20 protein-coding genes are annotated in these 17,626 nt (G+C 65.6%); 10 read left to right on the forward strand and 10 right to left on the reverse strand.

The window, feature by feature from the left end:
* Positions 1–8 precede the first annotated feature (8 nt).
* From BLQ71_RS22445 to BLQ71_RS22455, 3 genes are all read left to right on the forward strand, one after another.
* Entirely contained in the window at positions 9–341 is a 333-nt protein-coding gene (locus BLQ71_RS22445; protein WP_043137836.1) for an OB-fold nucleic acid binding domain-containing protein, read from the forward strand.
* A 98-nt stretch (positions 342–439) separates the two neighbouring features.
* Entirely contained in the window at positions 440–970 is a 531-nt protein-coding gene (locus BLQ71_RS22450; RefSeq protein WP_052244287.1) for a peptidoglycan-binding domain-containing protein, read from the forward strand.
* A 29-nt stretch (positions 971–999) separates the two neighbouring features.
* The gene (locus BLQ71_RS22455; protein WP_074623327.1) at positions 1,000–1,782 is read left to right on the forward strand and encodes a pyrroline-5-carboxylate reductase family protein; all 783 of its coding nucleotides are present in this window, start codon (positions 1,000–1,002) and stop codon (positions 1,780–1,782) included.
* 83 nt (positions 1,783–1,865) lie between these two features.
* On the opposite strand, the gene BLQ71_RS22460 is transcribed toward BLQ71_RS22455, so the two are convergent.
* Positions 1,866–3,338, reverse strand: coding sequence for a DegQ family serine endoprotease (locus tag BLQ71_RS22460; protein ID WP_088702484.1), 1,473 nt, complete (start codon positions 3,336–3,338; stop codon positions 1,866–1,868).
* A 350-nt stretch (positions 3,339–3,688) separates the two neighbouring features.
* On the opposite strand from BLQ71_RS22460, the gene BLQ71_RS26145 reads away from it, so the two are divergent.
* Positions 3,689–4,279 (forward strand): hypothetical protein, encoded by a 591-nt coding sequence (locus tag BLQ71_RS26145; protein WP_133066192.1) that lies wholly within the window; start codon positions 3,689–3,691, stop codon positions 4,277–4,279.
* Positions 4,280–4,427: 148 nt separating this feature from the next.
* On the opposite strand, the gene BLQ71_RS22465 is transcribed toward BLQ71_RS26145, so the two are convergent.
* The 4 genes from BLQ71_RS22465 to BLQ71_RS22480 all read right to left on the reverse strand — a co-directional run bounded on the left by BLQ71_RS22465 (position 4,428) and on the right by BLQ71_RS22480 (position 8,353).
* Positions 4,428–4,607, reverse strand: coding sequence for a DUF2065 domain-containing protein (locus tag BLQ71_RS22465; protein WP_052244320.1), 180 nt, complete (start codon positions 4,605–4,607; stop codon positions 4,428–4,430).
* A 17-nt stretch (positions 4,608–4,624) separates the two neighbouring features.
* Positions 4,625–5,689 carry a protease modulator HflC gene (hflC, locus tag BLQ71_RS22470; RefSeq protein ID WP_043137850.1) on the reverse strand — a complete coding sequence of 355 codons (1,065 nt, stop codon included), beginning with the start codon at positions 5,687–5,689 and terminating at the stop codon, positions 4,625–4,627.
* Positions 5,689–6,849 (reverse strand): FtsH protease activity modulator HflK, encoded by a 1,161-nt coding sequence (gene hflK / locus BLQ71_RS22475; RefSeq protein ID WP_043137851.1) that lies wholly within the window; start codon positions 6,847–6,849, stop codon positions 5,689–5,691. The genes hflC and hflK overlap by 1 nt, the downstream gene beginning before the upstream one ends.
* A gap of 61 nt (positions 6,850–6,910) precedes the next feature.
* Positions 6,911–8,353: an FAD-dependent oxidoreductase gene (locus BLQ71_RS22480; protein ID WP_074623328.1), complete on the reverse strand. Its 1,443-nt coding sequence runs from the start codon at positions 8,351–8,353 to the stop codon at positions 6,911–6,913.
* A gap of 168 nt (positions 8,354–8,521) precedes the next feature.
* Here BLQ71_RS22480 and BLQ71_RS22485 point away from each other — a divergent pair, with 168 nt between their 5' ends.
* The 3 genes from BLQ71_RS22485 to BLQ71_RS22495 all read left to right on the forward strand — a co-directional run bounded on the left by BLQ71_RS22485 (position 8,522) and on the right by BLQ71_RS22495 (position 12,209).
* Positions 8,522–9,478, forward strand: a complete 957-nt coding sequence (locus BLQ71_RS22485) for a calcium/sodium antiporter (protein WP_074623329.1) — start codon at positions 8,522–8,524, stop codon at positions 9,476–9,478.
* A gap of 61 nt (positions 9,479–9,539) precedes the next feature.
* On the forward strand, positions 9,540–10,802 hold the full coding sequence (locus BLQ71_RS22490) for a SulP family inorganic anion transporter (RefSeq protein WP_074623330.1): 1,263 nt from the start codon (positions 9,540–9,542) through the stop codon (positions 10,800–10,802).
* 279 nt (positions 10,803–11,081) lie between these two features.
* On the forward strand, positions 11,082–12,209 hold the full coding sequence (locus tag BLQ71_RS22495) for a hypothetical protein (RefSeq protein WP_162846291.1): 1,128 nt from the start codon (positions 11,082–11,084) through the stop codon (positions 12,207–12,209).
* A 121-nt stretch (positions 12,210–12,330) separates the two neighbouring features.
* Here BLQ71_RS22495 and rpiA read toward each other — a convergent pair whose 3' ends face one another.
* The 4 genes from rpiA to BLQ71_RS22515 form a co-directional block, all read right to left on the reverse strand.
* Entirely contained in the window at positions 12,331–13,113 is a 783-nt protein-coding gene (gene rpiA, locus BLQ71_RS22500; protein ID WP_043137859.1) for a ribose-5-phosphate isomerase RpiA, read from the reverse strand.
* 110 nt (positions 13,114–13,223) lie between these two features.
* Entirely contained in the window at positions 13,224–13,658 is a 435-nt protein-coding gene (locus tag BLQ71_RS22505) for a hypothetical protein (protein ID WP_074623332.1), read from the reverse strand.
* A gap of 109 nt (positions 13,659–13,767) precedes the next feature.
* Positions 13,768–14,460 (reverse strand): anti-sigma factor, encoded by a 693-nt coding sequence (locus BLQ71_RS22510; RefSeq protein WP_254780734.1) that lies wholly within the window; start codon positions 14,458–14,460, stop codon positions 13,768–13,770.
* Entirely contained in the window at positions 14,445–14,996 is a 552-nt protein-coding gene (locus BLQ71_RS22515; protein WP_074623334.1) for a sigma-70 family RNA polymerase sigma factor, read from the reverse strand. The genes BLQ71_RS22510 and BLQ71_RS22515 overlap by 16 nt, the downstream gene beginning before the upstream one ends.
* A 92-nt stretch (positions 14,997–15,088) precedes the next feature.
* On the opposite strand from BLQ71_RS22515, the gene cobS reads away from it, so the two are divergent.
* The 3 genes from cobS (at position 15,089) to BLQ71_RS22530 (ending at position 17,074) form a co-directional block, all read left to right on the forward strand.
* Positions 15,089–16,075 carry a cobaltochelatase subunit CobS gene (gene cobS / locus BLQ71_RS22520; RefSeq protein WP_043137864.1) on the forward strand — a complete coding sequence of 329 codons (987 nt, stop codon included), beginning with the start codon at positions 15,089–15,091 and terminating at the stop codon, positions 16,073–16,075.
* A 100-nt stretch (positions 16,076–16,175) separates the two neighbouring features.
* Complete coding sequence (locus BLQ71_RS22525) at positions 16,176–16,592, forward strand: hypothetical protein (protein WP_043137866.1); 417 nt, start codon at positions 16,176–16,178, stop codon at positions 16,590–16,592.
* A complete protein-coding gene (locus BLQ71_RS22530) occupies positions 16,586–17,074 on the forward strand; it encodes a hypothetical protein (RefSeq protein ID WP_083342342.1) in 489 nt (162 codons plus the stop codon). Before BLQ71_RS22525 ends, BLQ71_RS22530 begins: the two co-directional genes overlap by 7 nt.
* 231 nt (positions 17,075–17,305) lie before the next feature.
* Here BLQ71_RS22530 and BLQ71_RS22535 read toward each other — a convergent pair.
* Positions 17,306–17,626 (reverse strand): IS5/IS1182 family transposase (locus BLQ71_RS22535; RefSeq protein ID WP_074623335.1); only part of this gene is annotated, 321 nt, incomplete at its 5' end.

Genomic DNA, 17,626 nt, shown 5'->3' on the forward strand with positions numbered 1-17,626 from the left:
TCGTTCACATGACCTGGCCGCAGCCCCCCTCTTGCCTGATCGCCAGCCGCCTGGGCGAACCGCCCAACGGCGCCCGCGTCACCGTGGCCGGGCTGGTGATCCTGCGCCAGCGTCCCGGCACCGCCAAGGGGGTGATCTTCATCACGCTCGAGGACGAGACCGGCGTCGTCAACGTCATCGTCTGGCGCAAGCTCTACGAACGCTTCCGCCGGGCGGTGATCGCGGGGCGCATGTTGCGCGTCACCGGCCGCGTCCAGCGCGAGAACGGCGTCACCCATGTCATTTCCGAACAGATCGAGGACATCTCGCCCCTGCTCGACCGGCTGCTGGACACGCCCTGAGGCAGGGTCCCGCGCGCGCCGCCGCCAGCCTCTAGGCAGACCGGGCCAAACCGGCTATCCTGCCGCAAAGAAAAGGCACTCCAGAGGCCCGAGCAGTCATGTCCCGTTTTTCCCGGCCCCGGGCCGCCCCGCTGGTGGCGCTGGTCCTGTTGGCCGCCTGCGACACCCCGCAATCCGTCAGCCGCGAGGCGCAAAGCCCTAATACCGCGCCCCCCCTTGCCGAACATCTCGACGATGGCACCTGCCAGGCCCGCGACCTGCGGCCGGCCGTCTACGAACATGTCATGGGCGAGGTGCAGGTGGTCCAGGCCGAGATCGCCGAGGACGGCACCGTGATCCGCCCACCGATCTACCGCAGGGCCCCCGTGCCCAAGGTGGTGCGCGAACGCGCCGAGATCACCTTCGAGGCCCCCTGCCCCGAGGAGATGACGCCCGAGTTCATTTCCTCCGTACAGCGGGCGCTGGCCGCCCGCGGCTATTTCTCGGGCAATATCTCCGGTAGGATGGACGCGCCGACCACGGCAGCGGTGCGCACCTACCAGTCCGAACGCGGACTGGAAAGCGCGCAACTCTCGCTGGAAACCGCCCGCGCGCTGGGGCTGGTGGCGGTCGAACTGCCCGAAACCTGACCGCGCGGCCCCACGAAAGGACACCTGACATGAGCAGCATCGGCATCGTCGGAGGCTCGGGGATGCTGGGCCGTGCCATCGCGCAGGCCTGGCTGGAGAGCGACGCCGTCGCGCCCGGCGACCTCTGGATCGCCAACCGCAGCGGAACGCGGGGCGATCTGCCCGCCGAGGTCACCGTCACCGACGATCCCGCCGCGCTGGCCGGGGCCTGCGACACGATCCTGATCAGCATCCCGCCCGCCGGGGTGCCCGACCTGCACCTGCCCGCCGGGGACAAGCTGATCTTTTCGGTCATGGCCGCCGTCACGATCGCGGACCTGCAGCGCCTGACCGGCAGCCCCCGGATCATCCGCGCCATGTCCAGCCCCGCCGCCGCGCGGCGGCTGGCCTATTCGCCCTGGGTCGCGGCCCCCGGCGCCAGCGAGGACGACCGCATGGTCGTCCGCCGCCTGCTGTCCGCCTGCGGCACCGAAGACGCGCTCGAGGACGAGGCACAACTGGATCACTTCACCGCCCTCACAGGGCCGGTGCCCGGTTTCGTCGCCTGGTTTGCCGCCGCCATGACCGAACACGCCGAGGCGCAGGGCATCCCGCCCGAGGCCGCCGACCGCGCCATCCGGCAGCTCTTTCGCGCCAGTGGCGAGATGTTGGCCGAGGATCCGCCCCGCGCCGCGGATCACGTCCGCCAGATGCTCGATTACGCCGGCACCACCGCAGCCGGACTGCAGGTGCTCGAGGACAGCCCCCTGCGCGGCGACATCTCAAAGGCGCTGAGCGCCGCCGCGCAAAAGGCCCGCGACATGCGGCCCTGAGGACCCAGGCCTCCCTCTCCCGGAACGCAAAAGGGGCGGCCCGACAGGCCGCCCCTTGTCATGTCCAAAGGTCCCCGACCGGCTCAATTCGCCGCCAGGCCCAGCGCCATGAAGCGCGGGTCGCCGCCGCCCCGCCGCACCAGCAGCAGGATCGACTTGCGGCCCTCGTCGCGCGCCTCGGCGATGCGGGTTTCCAGGTCCTCGATGCTGGCCACGGCCTGCTGGCCCGCCTCGGTGATGATGTCACCGGCGCGCAGCCCCTTCTCGTAGGCTTCCGAGGCCGGGTCCACGTCCATGACCGCCAGGCCCTGCATGGCTGCGGGCAGGTCCAGCTCACCGCGGATCGCATCGGTCAGCGGGCTGAGCGTCAGGCCAAGCGTTTCCATCTTGGCCGGCGGCTCGTCCGGGGTCGAGGGCGCGGCAGCCGGCACGGCGGTCTGCGCCTCTTCACGGCGGCCGAGCGTGACCTTCAGGGTCTGAGTTTCGCCGTCGCGGTTGACGATCACGCGGACGGTCTTGCCGACCGGCGTATTGGCCACGACACGCACCAGCTGGCGGGTGTCGACCACCTCGACCCCGTCGAAGGACACGATCACATCACCGGCGGCCACACCGGCCTCTTTTGCCGGGCCTTCCGGCACGTCGGACACCAGCGCCCCCTTGGCTTCCGCCAGGTTCAGCGCGTCGGCCATGTCTTCGCTCACGTCCTGGATGCGCACGCCCAGCCAGCCACGGCGGGTCTCGCCGTATTTCTGCAGCTGGTCGACCACGTTGACCACCACGTTCGAGGCCATCGAAAACCCGATACCGATGGAGCCGCCGTTGGGCGACAGGATCGCGGTGTTCACGCCGATCACCTCGCCGTCCATGTTGAACAGCGGCCCGCCCGAGTTGCCGCGGTTGATGGCCGCATCGGTCTGGATGTAGTCGTCATAGGTGCCCGACAGCGCCCGGTTGCGGGCCGACACGATGCCCGCCGAGACCGAGAACCCCTGGCCCAGCGGGTTACCCATCGCCATGACCCAATCGCCGACGCGCATGGTGTTGCTGTCGCCAAAGGGCACGGCGGTCAGCGGACGGTCCGCCTCGACCTTGAGCAGGGCGATGTCGGTGTTGGGATCGGTGCCGATCAGTTCGGCGGGCAGTTCGAAGCCTTCGAAGAACTCGATGGTGATCTCGTCGGCGCCTTCGATGACGTGGTTGTTGGTGACGATGAACCCGTCTTCGGAAATCACGAAGCCGGAGCCAAGCGCCGAAGAGCGGCGCGGACGGTCGGGTCCGCCACGGTCCTGAAAGTCACGAAAGAAATCTTCGAAGGGCGAGCCTTCGGGCACGATGCCGCGCGGGCCGGACCGGCCGGCAACGGTGGTCGAGGTGGTGATGTTGACCACGGCCGGACTGATCCGTTCGGCCAGGTCGGCAAAGCTGTCCGGAGCGCCGCGGGCCGTGGCCATGAGGGATTGCGAAACGATCAGGAACATCGACAGCGTCGCCAGCCAGAACAGCCTCAGCGGTGTCTTGTTTTCCTGCGTCAGAGCGAGGGATTGCGGTTTCAATGGGGTCTCCTTGTCTCTGCCAGTCAGCAGACGCGCAGGTCACGCGATGCCGCCTGCCTCCTATCGATCAGTGTGACAAACATAGGTGCGCAGGCGCAACACCAAAGGGCTGAAATGCAGCCTCACCGGGTTGTGAGCAGGCGTGCAGGCCGTGGATCGGCGCTTTTCCGCTTTGTGCAGGGGCGGAAGGGGGGGGCGTGCGGGTTGGGGAGACCTGTCAGTTGGAAAAGAAATGAACCGCCCCAGTACCGCCATCAATGGCTCGCACAGCGGACGGCGGCTAAGAGCCCCTTGTTGACCACATTCTGCAATGCAGCCAATGTCGGCCTTCAAGTGTTGGGGTTTGTCAGATGGGTTCAGTAACACTTAGGATAGCGAGCTGTGCATTATTCTTCACGGCTTTTTCGACGTGGGGCTATCCAAGTTACGCACAGAGTTTGGTGCAGGATTTTGACGACCTTTTTGAACGCTGTCGCGCATCCATCGAAACCAGCTCGGTGTTTGATAGCGAAGGGCTCCAGCGGCGGAACGTTCCCGAGCGACATGCGCGGGATTGGGGAGTATCTTTAGCCCAAGAGGCTTGGGGCGTCGCTGGGGCAGAACTGTACGTTTTGCTTACAGAGTGGACTTCTCGCGATGGTACAATACGTAGACTTTGCGAAATTCGACTGGCCAACGAAGAGAGCCTGCTGGGGCCGGGTGAACAGGCGATGCTGCTAAGACAGTTTCTGATCCTGCAAGTCGAATTGATCGGAGCCGGAACCCATGAAATTGACAATCAACTGTCTCCAATACCGCCACTGGTAAATGCTGCATTCCGTCTGCTGGATAGGAACCCAAATGGATGCATTGTTAGCAACAGCTTTGCATTCTCACCCGACGGACGGTTCTTTTCAGCAGGGTCTGGTGAACAAGCCTTAGAACCCTGTAGAGCCGAGTAGACCGGCAGTTCCAGTTTGATCTGCTCGAAACACAATAGCGGTCATTTGGCTGAGCAAGCCGAATGACCGAAAAGTCCCGCTTCGCTGACATTTACGCAGAGCGCAAAGATCGACAGCTCCCCCGCCGCAAGACCCAGACCGCCCCCTCTCAGAACAGCCCGCCCCGTGCTAGCCACAGGACGATCAGACCGGTGACCAGCGTCAGACCGCCCAGCAGGCGGCGCTGTTCCAGGCTCATCTCGCGGAGCGCCTCAAGCAGGCGCTCCACAAGCTGAGGGGCCAGTGCATAGACCAGCCCCTCGATCACGAGGACCATTCCGATCCCCATCAGGATGTCCGACCCGCTCAATTGTCGACGGGTGCGGCGTCGGCCTCGGGGGCCTCCGGCGCGGGCGCCGGATCGCTCGGTTCCGGGGCCGGGTCGCTGGGCGCCGGGCCTTCGGGGGCCGGGTCCTCGGCGGTTTCCGGCGCGGGCGCGTCAGGCGCCACCGGGCTGGCCGTAGGCGACGGCAGCGTCGGTGCCAGGAACGGATCGCCGGAGGCCACTTCGCTCTTGAAGTAGTTGAAGAACTGGCTGTCCGGCGTCATCACCATCGTCGAGTTGCCGCCCTTCAGCGAGACCTCGTAGGCCTGCAGCGAACGGTAGAAGGCAAAGAACTCGGGGTCCGCACCATAGGCCTCGGCAAAGATCCGGTTGCGCTCGGCGTCGGCCTCGCCTCGGATCACGTTGGCATCCCGGTCCGCTTCGGAGAGCGTCTCGACCACGGTCCTGTCAGCCAGTGCACGCACGCGCGCCGCCGCCTCGTTACCGCGAGCGCGTTCGTCCGCCGCCTCGCGTTCACGCTCTGCCCGCATCCGGTCAAAGGTGGCGTCAAGGTTCTGCGACGGCAGGTTGGTCTGCTTCAGCCGCACATCCACAACTTCCAGCCCCAGGGAAAGCGCCTCGGCCCGGGCGCTATCGCGGATCCGGTTCATCAGCTCACGACGATCCTCGGACAGGATCCGGTCCGATGTGACCTGGTCGGCGCCCAGGACTTCGCGGATCTGCGCGTTGAGGATGCCGGTCAGGCGGTCCTCGGCGGTGCGCAGACCGCCCACGCCGACGGCCTGCCGGAACTGGACCACATCGGCGATCCGGTAGCGGGCAAAGGCATCGACCACCAGGCGGCGGTCATCCGAGGGCGTGACCTCGATGGTCTGGGTGTCCAGCGACAGGATACGGTCGTCGTAGCGGACAACGTCCTGGATCAGCGGGATCTTGAAGGCCAGACCCGGCTCTTCCTTGACGGCCCTGATCTGGCCGAACTGCAGCACCAGGGCCTTTTCCCGTTCATCAACCACGAAGATCGACGACAGGAAGACCACGATGGCGATCACGAAGACCGGCAGGAGATAGGTTACCTTGCGCATCACTGGTCACCTCCGCTGTTGCGACGCAGCTCGTTGAGGGGCAGGTAGGGCACCACGCCGCCACCGGCACCGCCGCCGCTGGTCACGGTATTGTCGAGGATCATCTTGTCCACGTCGCCCAGCACCTTTTCCATCGTCTCGATGTAAAGACGGCGGCGCGTCACTTCGGGCGCCAGCGCGTATTCCTCCTGAACAGAGGTAAAGCGCGCGGCCTCACCCACGGCCTGGTTGACCACCTGGGCGCGATAACCCTCGGCTTCTTCGCGGATCTCGGCCGCCTTGCCTCGGGCCTCGGCCACGACGCGGTTGGCATAGGCATCGGCCTGGCGTTCCAGCCGGTCACGTTCCTGTTCCGCCGCCTGGACGGCGCGGAAGGCGTCGATGACCTCGCGCGGCGGGTCGGCGGTGTCGAGGTTGATCCGGACGATGCTGATGCCGGATTCGTACTCGTCCAGCGTCGCCTGGATCTGTTCACGCGCGCTGTCGGCAATGGCGCCCCGGTCGCGGTTGAGGATCGGCGCCAGGTTGGACGCGGCGATGATCTCGCGCATGACCGATTCAGACACCGCCTGCACGGTCAGCTGCGGGTCGCGGATGTTGAACAGCAGTTGCGCCGGGTCCGAGATATTCCAGACCACCTGGAAATCGATGTCGACGATGTTCGCATCGGTGGTCAGCATCAGCCCGTCGTTGCCGCCACGGCCGCCGCCAATCGTCTCGGTCCGTTCCGAGGTCACGTTGACCACCTCGTAGGTGACAAAGGGCCAGGGGGCAAAGTTCAGGCCCGGGTTGCCGACGGCGAATTCACGCCCCAGCAACAGCTCGACCGATTTTTCCTCGGGCCGCACGGTGTAGAAGCTGCCAAAGGCCCAGAGGCCCAGCAGGATCGCAACACCGATGGCCACGGTTCCGCGGGTCAGGCCGGGTCCACCCGAGCCACCGCTGCCACCGCCGTTGCTGCCATTGCCGCCGCCGCGACCGCCCATCAGGACGCGCAGCCGCTCCTGGCCCTTCTTCATCAACTCGTCGATCTCGGGCATCTGGTTGTCGTCGGGACGGCGGCCACCGCCGCCACCGCCGTTGGGCGGACGATGGCCGTTGCCGCCTCCGCCCTGGTTGCCACCGCCGCCCCCCCAGGGGCCGCCGCTGTTACCTGCCATGAACTTCGGTCCTTCCTCGTCTGTCGGATTGCCTTGTAACCTGTGCGCCCCGGCTGCGAATTCAAGCGCTCCGCATCGGATTGCGCATGGTCACGATCTCTTCGGACATGGTCGGATGCACCGCCACCGTCCGGTCAAAGTCTTCCTTGGTCGCGCCCATCTTGATCGCGATGCCCGCCAGCTGGATCATCTCGCCCGCGCCGGGCGCGACGATGTGACAGCCCAGCACCTTGCGCGTGGCCTTCGATACGATCAGCTTCATCAGCACCCGGTCGGGCCGGTCGGCAAAGGCGGTCTGCATCGGCCGGAACGAGGTACAATAGACCTCGATCTCCTCCTGGTCGCGCGCCGCCTCCTCGCTCAGGCCCACCGTGCCCATCTCGGGCTGGGTAAAGACCGCCGAGGGGATCAGCTCATGATCCACCGGCGTCGGGTTGCCCTTGAACACCGTTTCAACAAAGGCCATGCCCTCGCGGATCGCCACCGGCGTCAGGTTCACCCGGTCGGTCACGTCACCGATCGCATAGACCGAGGGCACCTTGGTCTGGCTGTAGGCATCGACCTCGATGGCGCCGTTGCGGCTCAGCCCGATGCCCAGCTCCTCCAGCCCCATGTCCGCCGTGTTGGGCGCGCGCCCCGTGGCAAAAAGCACGGCGTCGAAGTCGCGGATATTGCCGTTGGTCGCCTTGACCCGGATCGGTCCGCTGCCCGGCGCATCCTCATGGGCACCGCCGAACTGGCTCGCCTCGACCGGCGCCGCCTCCATGCCCTGCGCCTCGGGGCTGTCGGCGCGGTGCATCTCGACGATGTTCGTGCCGGTGTGCAGGTCGATGCCGCGTTCCTTCATCGCATCGGCGATCAGCCCGCGCGCCTCTTCGTCGAAGCCACGCAGGATCTGCGCCCCGCGATAATACTGCGTCACCTCGACCCCCAGCCCGTGCAGGATGCAGGCGAATTCGCAGGCGATATAGCCGCCCCCCACGATCAGCACCGACCGCGGCAGCCGCTCCCAGTGAAAGATGTCGTCCGAAACCTGTCCCAGGTGCGCGTTGGGCATGTCGGGCCGCACCGGGCGCCCGCCGCTGGCGATCAGGATGTGTTTCGCGGTCTTCACCTCGCCATTCGACAGCTCGACCGTATGCGCATCCTTGAGCCGCGCCCGCGCGTCAAAGCTGTCCACGCCCGACCCGGACAACAGCTTGCGATAGACACCTTCCAGCCGGTCCAGTTCGGTCTTCAGCTGGGCATGGAACCGGCTCCAGTCAAAGGCGCCATCGGCAATGTCCCAGCCATAGGCGCGCGCCTCGGCGGGCATGTGGGAATACTCGCTGGCAAAGACCATGAGCTTCTTGGGCACGCAGCCCCGGATCACGCAGGTGCCGCCGTAACGGTCCATCTCGGCCAGACCCACCTTCGCGCCCGCCTCGCCCGCCGCCACCCGGGCCGCGCGCACGCCACCCGATCCGCCGCCGATGACAAAGAGATCATAGTCGAAATCGCTCATCCATCGCTCCTGCAATACCGCGGGCCAAGGTATTTCACATGGACCCCGCGATGACCAGACGGCGATTTTGCCGGCGGGCCGCGTGGGTCCCGGCAGATGACCTTGACCATGCAACGCCCGCTCCCACATCCTGCGCCGCAAGGACTGACAAGTTTCGGGAGCGCTGGGATGATCGACGGGCTCTACATTCTCCTCGGACTGGCGGCGATGGTCGTCGGAGGCGACCTCCTGGTGCGCGGCTCCGTTGCCGTGGCGCGCGGGCTGCGCGTGCCGCCGATGATCATCGGGCTGACCCTTGTCGGCTTCGGCACTTCCGCGCCCGAGCTTGTCACCAGCCTGCAGGCCGCGCTCTCGGGATCGCCGGGCATCGCCGTCGGCAACGTACTGGGCAGCAATATCGGCAACGTGCTCCTGATCCTCGGGATCGCGGCACTGGTAAGCTCCATCGCCGTCGACCGTCGGGCGCTGATGCGGGATGGCACGATGCTTTTGCTGGCGACGGGGCTGGCGCTCTGGGCCTTGACCAGCGGCGAGATCGGGCGTCTTGCAGGGGCCGGTTTCATCGTTGTCCTGGGTGCCTATCTGACCGCCACCCTTGTTGCCGAGCGCCGCCGCAGCACCGCTGCCCGGGCCGTCTACACGGGTGAGGCCGACCTGCTGCCGGCCCGCCCGCAACACCTGTGGCCCGCGCTCCTGATGGCGCTGGCCGGGCTGGCGCTGACCATCTTCGGCGCCCGCCTGCTGGTTAGCGGCGCGGTGGGCCTGGCCGCTGCGGCGGGCGTGTCCGAAACCCTGATCGGCCTGACGATCGTCGCCATCGGCACCTCGACGCCGGAACTCGTGACCTCGGTCATGGCGGTGCGCAAGGGCGAAGGCGAGGTCGCCTTCGGCAACATCATCGGCAGCAACATCTTCAACCTGCTCGGCATCCTCGGCGTGACGGCGCTGGTTGCGCCCGTCCAGGTCCCGGCAGAGGTGCTGGAACTGGATATCTGGGTGATGCTCGGAACAACCCTGTTGTTGCTTCTCTTTGCCGTCACCGGCGCGCGCGTCTCGCGCGGCGAGGCGGCGGTGCTGCTGGCGGGATACGCGGCCTACCTCGGCTGGCTCATCCTTCAGGCCTGATCGGCTCCTGCGACCACGCGTCCATTGCCGCCCCCACCCCGGCAGGCGTAGCTCTTTGCCCATGAAACCCAAGCTGCTGACCACCCTGCCCGGCTATTCGCGGGCCGATCTGACGCGCGATGCGCTGGCGGGCGTGACCGTGGCGATGGTCGCCCTGCCGCTCAGCCTGGCCATTGCCATCGCCTCGGGCGCCGATCCCGCCAGCGGGTTGGTCACGGCCATCATAGGCGGCTTTCTCGTTTCGGCCCTCGGTGGCAGCCGGGTGCAGATCGGCGGGCCGACGGGGGCCTTCATCGTCGTGGTCTTCGCCACCATCGCCCAGCATGGCTATGACGGGCTGGTGCTGGCAACGCTCATGGCGGGGGTGATCCTGCTGGTGGCGGGCGCCCTGCGCGCCGGGCGGCTGATCGCCCTGGTGCCCGAGCCCGTCATCAACGGCTTTACCATCGGCATCGCCATCATCATCGCCACCAGCCAGTTGAAGGACCTCTTCGGCCTGACGATGGAGGAGGTTCCGGCCGAATTCCTGCCCAAGCTCGCCGCGCTCTGGGCCGCGCGCGAAACGATGAACACCGCCGCGCTGGCCTCGGGCCTGGCGACGATGGGGCTGATCGTTCTCCTGCGCCGCCTCTGGCCGCGCTTTCCCGGCCTGATCCTCGCCGTGGGCGCGGTCTCTGCCACGGTCGCGCTTTTGGCCCTGCCGGTCGACAGCATCGCCAGCCGCTTCGGCGCCCTGCCCCGGGGCCTGCCCATGCCCGCCTTGCCGGAAATCACCCTGGCGCGGGTCACGGAACTGCTGCCTTCTGCCTTTGTCATCGCCTTCCTGGCCGGGATCGAGTCGCTGCTCTCGGCGATGGTGGCCGACCGCATGATCGCGGGCCGCCACCGCCCCAGTGCCGAGATGCTGGCCCAGGGCGCCGCCAACATCGGGTCGTCGCTCTTTGCCGGGCTGCCGGTCACCGGCGCCATCGCCCGCACCGCCACCAACGTCCGCGCCGGTGGACGCACGCCCGTCGCCGGGCTGGTCCATGCGCTGACCATTCTCGTGGTGATGTTCCTCGCCGCCCCGCTGGCCGGCGGCATGGCCATGCCCGCGCTTGCCGGCCTGCTGATCCTGACCGCCTGGAACATGTCCGAGCCGCACAAATGGCGCAGCTACCTGTCAGAGCGTCCCTCCGACGTCGCGCTCCTGCTGCTGACGCTGGTACTGACGGTGCTGACCGATCTGACCGTGGCGATCGCGGTCGGCGTCGGGATTGGTCTTGCCCTGCGGCTGGCGCGGCGCGATGTGCCCCCGGCAGAGTGGGACCCCAGGGACCGCTAGACGCGTTGCCTCGGCGCCGCGTCGCGGGGCAGGCTGCTCGAGACGCGTGGATCATGAAAACGCGCGGCAAAGCGCCGGTTGATTCAAGTCAATGTATTCCCCTGTCCGCTCTGTTTCACTCCCCTGCACACCGCTGGCGTCCCGCTGCAACAACGTGAGCCCGTTTGGCGGTCACTCGATACAGGAGTTTACCTTATGAAAAGTCGAAACAGGTTTCTCGGATCGGTAAGTGGTTTGCTCATTGCGTTTTCCGCGGCCGCCGTTCTGACGACCGCATCCGTGTCCCCCGATGTCGCATACGCCCAGGGTAACGGCGGCGGAGGCGGCGGCGGAGGTGCTGGCGGCGGTGGCGGAGCTGGCGGCGGCGGTGCTGGCGGCGGCGGTGCCGGGCCCGGCGACCGTGGCCCGGACAGGGACCTGGGCGTTATCTTCCGCGACATCACCGGCGGCGGTGGCGGCAATGCACCCGTTGTCGTCACCGACGAGGCTGAACGCGGGACCGGTCGCCCGGCAACGGCGGGACCCTCCAGTGGCGGCGGCGGCGGTGGCACCGCAGGCGGCCCGCCGGCGAATACCGGTCCGGACAAGGGCGATCTCTTCGGCGACCTCTGGGTGATCCTGCGCGACGAGAACGGCGTTCCGATCCTGACGGACGACGGGTTTGTTCAGCCGCTCGACGCCGAGGGCAACCTGATCGCACTCGACGAAGAGGGGCATCCGCTCGACGAGACCCTGACGGTCGAGGTCGAACTTGGGCGGCTGAATGTCGGTCGCGCCCCCGACAAGGTCCTGGATACCCGGGCCGCCGAAGTGATCGAAGTGCTGTCCAGCGCGACCGCGATCACCACGGATGCCGCGGGGCGCCTGGTGCTGACGCTCGATGGCGTTGAAAAGACCATCGACTCGCCGCTGGAAAACCTGGCGATCTACGTTTCACTCCTGACCACGGGCAGCATTCCGGGTCTTACGCCCGATGACCTGGTCGGGACGGAGTTCGATTTCCTGGTCGACGGAACGTTCACCACCGCGGACATCGAGGCCGCTGCCGCTTTCCTCGCAGCCGCGACGGACAAGACCGGTGCGTTCACCTCCGACGAGATCGCCTACATCGACGCCTTCCTCGGGATCAATACGACCACCTCCGGCGACGTGACCTATTCGGTGATCGACTACTCGGATTTCTCCTATGACCGGTCCGACACCTACGATGGTTTGACAGCCTCCGTTCTGGTCGAGCAGGACGACGGGTCCTTCGTGGTCGAAACCGTCGATATCTACGACACGGTGTTCGGGGGAACCGATGCCTCGGACTCCGGCTCGCTGGATGCCTTCACTCTGGCCGCGGATGACGCGCGGGCAGTGATCGAATTCATCCACGAATACGCCGTGCCTGAATCGATGGAATGAAATCGACCGGCCGGGCTGTCACCCGACTGCCCGGCCACTTTGTACAAAATGCTGGAAACAGCGTACGTTTTGTACAAAACGTACAGACTGAACGGTTCACTTTCCGACCGTCAGACCCGGGTCAGATGTCGCGAAAGATGTTGTCGTCCTCGACGAAATCCAGCTGGCTTTCGCTCACCGTCCCGGCGTTGATGTCGCGGGTTTCCACCCGCCCGTCGCCATAGCCGATGATGACCTTGTCGCAGATGTCGATGAACAGCCCGTTCTCCACCACGCCGGGGATCTGGTTCAGGACCATCGCCAGTTGCCGGGCATTCCCGATCCGGCCCAGGTGCAGGTCCAGGATGTGGTTGCCCTCGTCGGTGAAGAAAGGCCGTTCGCCGTTCATCCGCAACGTCGTCTGGCGTCCCATGACATCCATCGACACCAACGTTTCCTCGATCAGCGCCTGCGTCGTCTGCCAGCCAAAGGGGATCACCTCGACCGGAAGCGGGAAATTTCCCAGCCTTTCCACTTCTTTGGCGGCATCGGCGATGACGACCATCTGGTCGCTGGCCGTGGCCACGATCTTTTCCTGCAACAGCGCGCCGCCGCCGCCCTTGATCAGGTTCAGATCACCATCGAACTCATCCGCACCGTCGATCGTCAGGTCCAGCCAGCGCGCCTCGTCCAGCGAAACCACCTCGATCCCCACGTCGCGCGCCAGGTCCGCCGTCCTGCTCGAGGTCGGCACCCCGCGAAAGCGCAGCCCCTCCTCGCGCACCAGTTCCCCAAGGCAGCGCACCAGCCAGGCCGCGGTCGATCCCGTGCCCAGCCCGACCCGCATGCCCGACTCCACCAGGGACGCCGCCTGTTTCGCCGCGGCGAACTTGGCCTTGTCGATCGGGGACAGCTCTCCGGTCATGGATCTCTCCTTGGGTTCGCGGGCGTCACGGCGCCGTTATAGGCGCCGCCGCCCTTTCGGGCGAGGCAAAACTGCCAAGCCCTTTAACGGATTCCCCCCCGCAAGCGGGCTTACAGCCGAACGCGCACCGGATCGAACCCCAGCAGGAAGTCATTGGCAGCGCCGGCTTTGCCCGGTAGCGGCTTGCAGCGCGCCTTGACCGTGCCCAGGTCGGTGTTGCGCGGCGCCCGGGTGAAGTAGCTCAGGTCTTTCAGAACCTTGGTGTTGCCGGCCTTGACCCAGCCCTTGCGAAAGACGGTCTTGGTCTTGCGATGGGCAAAGCTGGTCGAGGCGCTGCTGGCTCCACAGACATAGGTCACACCCCGGATATCCAGAACCGCCCAGGCAAACTCGACCTTGCCGAGAGCGCTGTCCCAGTTCAGCTCATTGACCGAAAACGAGTTGTTGATCGGGACTTCGACCAGCCCTTGCTGCGCGGCAGCAGGCAGTGCGCCAGCCAGAACAAGGGCGGTTGTGACCAGGGCGGATTTGAACATGCGAACCATCGCGACTCTCCAATACAAAAGGAATTTCCTGCAAAGCGTTAGGCCCCGCCCTGCGTGGACGCAACCCCGCCTGGCCAATTGGCGTGCCGGCTGGGCGCCCGGCGCGTTGCTATTGCCCGACCAGGACGCCTTCGGCCCGGGCATCGCCCGAGGGCCTGCCGTCCGGCGATCCGCCTGGCTGCTCTTCAGAGACCACCAGACGCGCCCCATCCAGCCTCTCCGCCAACGCCGGGGGGACCGCGACGAGTGTCTCGGCGTCACGCAACAGCGCCAGCGACACCGGCGCGCCATCCTCGGGCAGCAACCAGAGCTCCAGCACGCGCCCCTCACCTGCATCGCCCTGCCGGAGGGTCACGGTCAGAACGCCTGTCGCGGGCGCAAACCGCGCGTCCAATGCCAGCCCCTCCGCCCCGGCAAGATCCGCACCCAGCGTGGGCGCCGGCGTCTCCAACAGGCCGGAGGTCAGCACGACCCAGGCAATCGCGGCCCCGGCGACCGCCCCCACGAGATAGGGCAGTACCTGACGCCACACCGGGCGACGATCCTCGGCGCCAAAGACCTGCCCTTCGATCCGGCGCAAAACCTGCGGCGGTGGCGTTTCGGCGGGGATGATGTCGGTGAAACTGGCGAAGTACTCTGTCCAGGCCGCCACGTCCTGCTGCAGGTCCGTGTCGACGGCCAGTTGCGCCTCGAAGGCGGCGATTTCCGCCTTGGGCATCAGCCCAAGCGAATACTCGGCCGCGCCCGCCTCGGCACCGCCGGGCAGTCCGGTATCCAGCTGGGCGTTCATCGGCTCAGGCACTCACGCACCTGGACAAGGTCGGTCCGCACCGCCGCGCGCAACGCAGTCTTCGAGGTTCCCGCACTCCTGGCCAGGTCATCGTAGGTGGCGCCGTAGAGATAGGCATGGCGCAACATGTCGGCCCGGGCGCGCGGCAGTTCCCGCAGGCAGACCTCCAGCGCGCGGGCCTCGTCCCGCATTCCGGCCAGGTCCTCTGTCTCCGGGCGCGTGGCATAAAGACGCTCCGTGATCTCCAGCGGCCCGGCCATCCGGCCCGCCGCCCGTTCCACGCCCAGCCGCGCGATGGCCGCATCGCGGGTGATCGTCACCAGCCAGGTTTCGGGCGCCGCCAGCGCGCCACGATACTGGCCCGCGTCCTTCCACACACCGGTGAAAACCTCTTCGAGAATGTCCTGCGCCAGCATTTCATCACGCAGAATGCGCAGTGCGAGGCCGTAAAGCCGCGGGGCCATCGCGGCGTATAGCCTGCGAAAGGCGCCACGGTCGCCACCCGCCACCTGGCTCAGCAGGGCCTCGATTTCATCCTGCGCGGTCATAGGGATCGTCTCACCACTTCCTCTTGCCACTCCTGAAGATATGTTGCACCTAACGCGAAGCATTCGAGCTTTGACAGAGGGACGTGGGAACAATGGCGGACGGCACGATCGATATCAACGCGAAACCGACCGAGGAAATCTCTGTCCGTGAAGTCTTTGGCATCGATACGGACATGATCGTACACGGTTTTCCCGACCGGACAGACCGTGTGCCGGACCTCGATTCCACCTACAAGTTCGACCCCGACACGACGCTGGCGATCCTTGCGGGCTTTCGCAACAACCGCCGCGTGATGATCCAGGGCTATCACGGCACCGGCAAATCGACTCACATCGAACAGGTCGCAGCGCGGCTGAACTGGCCCGCGGTGCGCGTGAACCTCGACAGCCATATCTCCCGGATCGACCTGATCGGCAAGGACGCGATCAAGCTGGTGGACGGCAAGCAGGTCACGCAGTTCCAGGAGGGCATCCTGCCCTGGGCCCTGCGCAACCCCACCGCCATCGTCTTTGACGAATACGACGCCGGCCGCGCCGACGTGATGTTCGTGATCCAGCGGGTTCTGGAAACCGACGGCAAGCTGACCCTTCTGGACCAGAACGAGGTCATCACCCCGCACAAGTATTTCCGCATCTTCGCGACGTCGAACACCGTGGGCCTGGGCGATACGACAGGCCTCTATCACGGCACGCAGCAGATCAACCAGGGCCAGATGGACCGCTGGTCGCTGGTCGCGACGCTGAACTATCTCTCGATCGACGCGGAAACCAACATCGTCCTCAGCAAGGCGCCCCACTACAACACCGAGAAGGGCCGCAAGACGATCCGCCAGATGGTGACCGTGGCCGACTTTACCCGTCGCGCCTTCATGAACGGCGAGTTGTCGACCGTCATGAGCCCGCGGACCGTGATCGCCTGGGCCACCAACGCCGAGATCTTCCGCAACGTCGGCTATGCCTTCCGCGTGTCCTTCCTGAACAAGTGCGACGAGTTGGAACGCCAGACCGTGGCTGAGTTCTACCAGCGCTGCTTTGACGAGGAACTGCCGGAAAGCGCCGCCAGCCTCAGCTTGGTATAATAGGCGAGATCCTGTTTGACGCTGTTAAGCGTCACGTTTAGACGAAGGGCGCTCCATTCAGATGGGGCGCCCTGTTTTGTCAGTATTGGAACCCTCTTACATGACCTTCCGAATTCGGATCTCCGCGGCCTGCGTCGCGGCCCTTGCGCTTGGCGCCTGCAATTCCGCAACCACATCGCCGGAACCGGTCGCAAAACCGCAAGTCAGCGCCAAGAAAACGGCACGGGAGAACCGCAAAGCCAATAACGAGATCTGGGCGAGCCGGTCTCCCATCAAGATCAACGGCGTGACCTACTCCGTCGCGGTCGCACCGGAAAAGGCCTATGCTCTGGTCGGATGGGACTCTTCGGCAAAGACCATCAACCTTGTGGACCTCGAAGCGGCGGCAAGCAGGATCTCGGGATGCAAAGCCAAGGACGAGTCGATCCTGTCGTTCTTGTCCGGCCCTCAAAACACCCCGATCAAGACAGAAATCCTGAATAAGAACAAATTCCTTCGGGTGTCCCTGTCATGCTGAGATTTCTGTGCATCATCCTTCTGGCATGCCTCGCCGCCGGATGTGTTCCCAAGGGTGACCTGCTGTCGGAATCGATTGCGGACGTGCGCGACCGACCGCTGACCTATCCCGATTACCCGCGTGGCAATGTCACCTATCTCAGCTTTTCCGCCGCGCATGGATTTCAGGTCAATTATATCCGCGGCGACGGGAAAGCGTGGCTTTGGTATCCAGGCAATACGGTTGTCGTACCGGAAATGTGGAAAATCGAAGGTGGTGGGACGTCCCTTTGCTGGAGCCATCCATCCAACAGCTATAATCCGGTTACAAGGGAAACGGGCGGAGGTTTCACCTGTTCGCCCCGTCTTTTTACGGCGCGCACGGTTGTCGCCCATTTGCCCGGCGACCCCTTCAAGCTTTCCAGCGGCAAGATCCCCTATCGGCTCGGGAAATGCGATGCACCGAAGGCTTTTTCCTTCGACCGGACACGCTTTCACTGTTGAGGGGGCGGAACGGCAAGCACCCAGACCTGATTACGGACGCGCATCCAATGCATAGGCCCTCGCGTTCTGCGTTCCTTTCGGCGAGTTCAAGGTTCAATGGGGTGTCCAGGCGGCTAAACCGGTGACATGGCGCGCTTGGGTTGGCTGCTCTCCCGTGGCGGGCGCGCTTGACGTGCATGTGGCCGACCTGCTGACTGGACGCAAGACCCTAGGCTCAGGACTCGTTCTCCCTCAAAGCCAGAAGATGACGGTCGCGGCGAGAGCTATCGCCGAGAAGAAGGTCTGCGGGCATCGGTCGTAGCGTGTCGCAACGCGCCGCCAGTCCTTGAGCCTGCCGAACATGATCTCGATGCGATTACGGCGTTTGTATCGCCGTTTGTCATACTTTACCGGCGTCTTCCGTTTCTTCCGGCCCGGGATGCAGGGGCGTATCTTCTTGTCCTGCAAAGCTTCTCTGAACCAGTCGGCATCGTAGCCACGGTCTCCGAGAAGCCATTTCACGTTGGGCAGCCCGCTGACGAGCGCACGCGCCCCGACGTAATCGCTGACGGG

It is taken from the genome of Antarctobacter albus (assembly GCF_900101505.1).
GTDB lineage: Bacteria > Pseudomonadota > Alphaproteobacteria > Rhodobacterales > Rhodobacteraceae > Antarctobacter > Antarctobacter albus.

Bases quoted from the DNA above. Each gene is read 5' to 3' on its own strand.
- BLQ71_RS22445 (WP_043137836.1), top strand. From the start codon at position 9: ATGACCTGGCCGCAGCCCCCCTCTTGCCTGATCGCCAGCCGCCTGGGC.
- BLQ71_RS22450 (WP_052244287.1), top strand. From the start codon at position 440: ATGTCCCGTTTTTCCCGGCCCCGGGCCGCCCCGCTGGTGGCGCTGGTC.
- BLQ71_RS22455 (WP_074623327.1), top strand. From the start codon at position 1,000: ATGAGCAGCATCGGCATCGTCGGAGGCTCGGGGATGCTGGGCCGTGCC.
- BLQ71_RS26145 (WP_133066192.1), top strand. From the start codon at position 3,689: ATGGGTTCAGTAACACTTAGGATAGCGAGCTGTGCATTATTCTTCACG.
- BLQ71_RS22465 (WP_052244320.1), bottom strand. From the start codon at position 4,607: ATGGGGATCGGAATGGTCCTCGTGATCGAGGGGCTGGTCTATGCACTG.
- hflC (WP_043137850.1), bottom strand. From the start codon at position 5,689: ATGCGCAAGGTAACCTATCTCCTGCCGGTCTTCGTGATCGCCATCGTG.
- hflK (WP_043137851.1), bottom strand. From the start codon at position 6,849: ATGGCAGGTAACAGCGGCGGCCCCTGGGGGGGCGGCGGTGGCAACCAG.
- BLQ71_RS22480 (WP_074623328.1), bottom strand. From the start codon at position 8,353: ATGAGCGATTTCGACTATGATCTCTTTGTCATCGGCGGCGGATCGGGT.
- BLQ71_RS22485 (WP_074623329.1), top strand. From the start codon at position 8,522: ATGATCGACGGGCTCTACATTCTCCTCGGACTGGCGGCGATGGTCGTC.
- BLQ71_RS22490 (WP_074623330.1), top strand. From the start codon at position 9,540: ATGAAACCCAAGCTGCTGACCACCCTGCCCGGCTATTCGCGGGCCGAT.
- rpiA (WP_043137859.1), bottom strand. From the start codon at position 13,113: ATGACCGGAGAGCTGTCCCCGATCGACAAGGCCAAGTTCGCCGCGGCG.
- BLQ71_RS22505 (WP_074623332.1), bottom strand. From the start codon at position 13,658: ATGGTTCGCATGTTCAAATCCGCCCTGGTCACAACCGCCCTTGTTCTG.
- BLQ71_RS22515 (WP_074623334.1), bottom strand. From the start codon at position 14,996: ATGACCGCGCAGGATGAAATCGAGGCCCTGCTGAGCCAGGTGGCGGGT.
- cobS (WP_043137864.1), top strand. From the start codon at position 15,089: ATGGCGGACGGCACGATCGATATCAACGCGAAACCGACCGAGGAAATC.
- BLQ71_RS22525 (WP_043137866.1), top strand. From the start codon at position 16,176: ATGACCTTCCGAATTCGGATCTCCGCGGCCTGCGTCGCGGCCCTTGCG.
- BLQ71_RS22530 (WP_083342342.1), top strand. From the start codon at position 16,586: ATGCTGAGATTTCTGTGCATCATCCTTCTGGCATGCCTCGCCGCCGGA.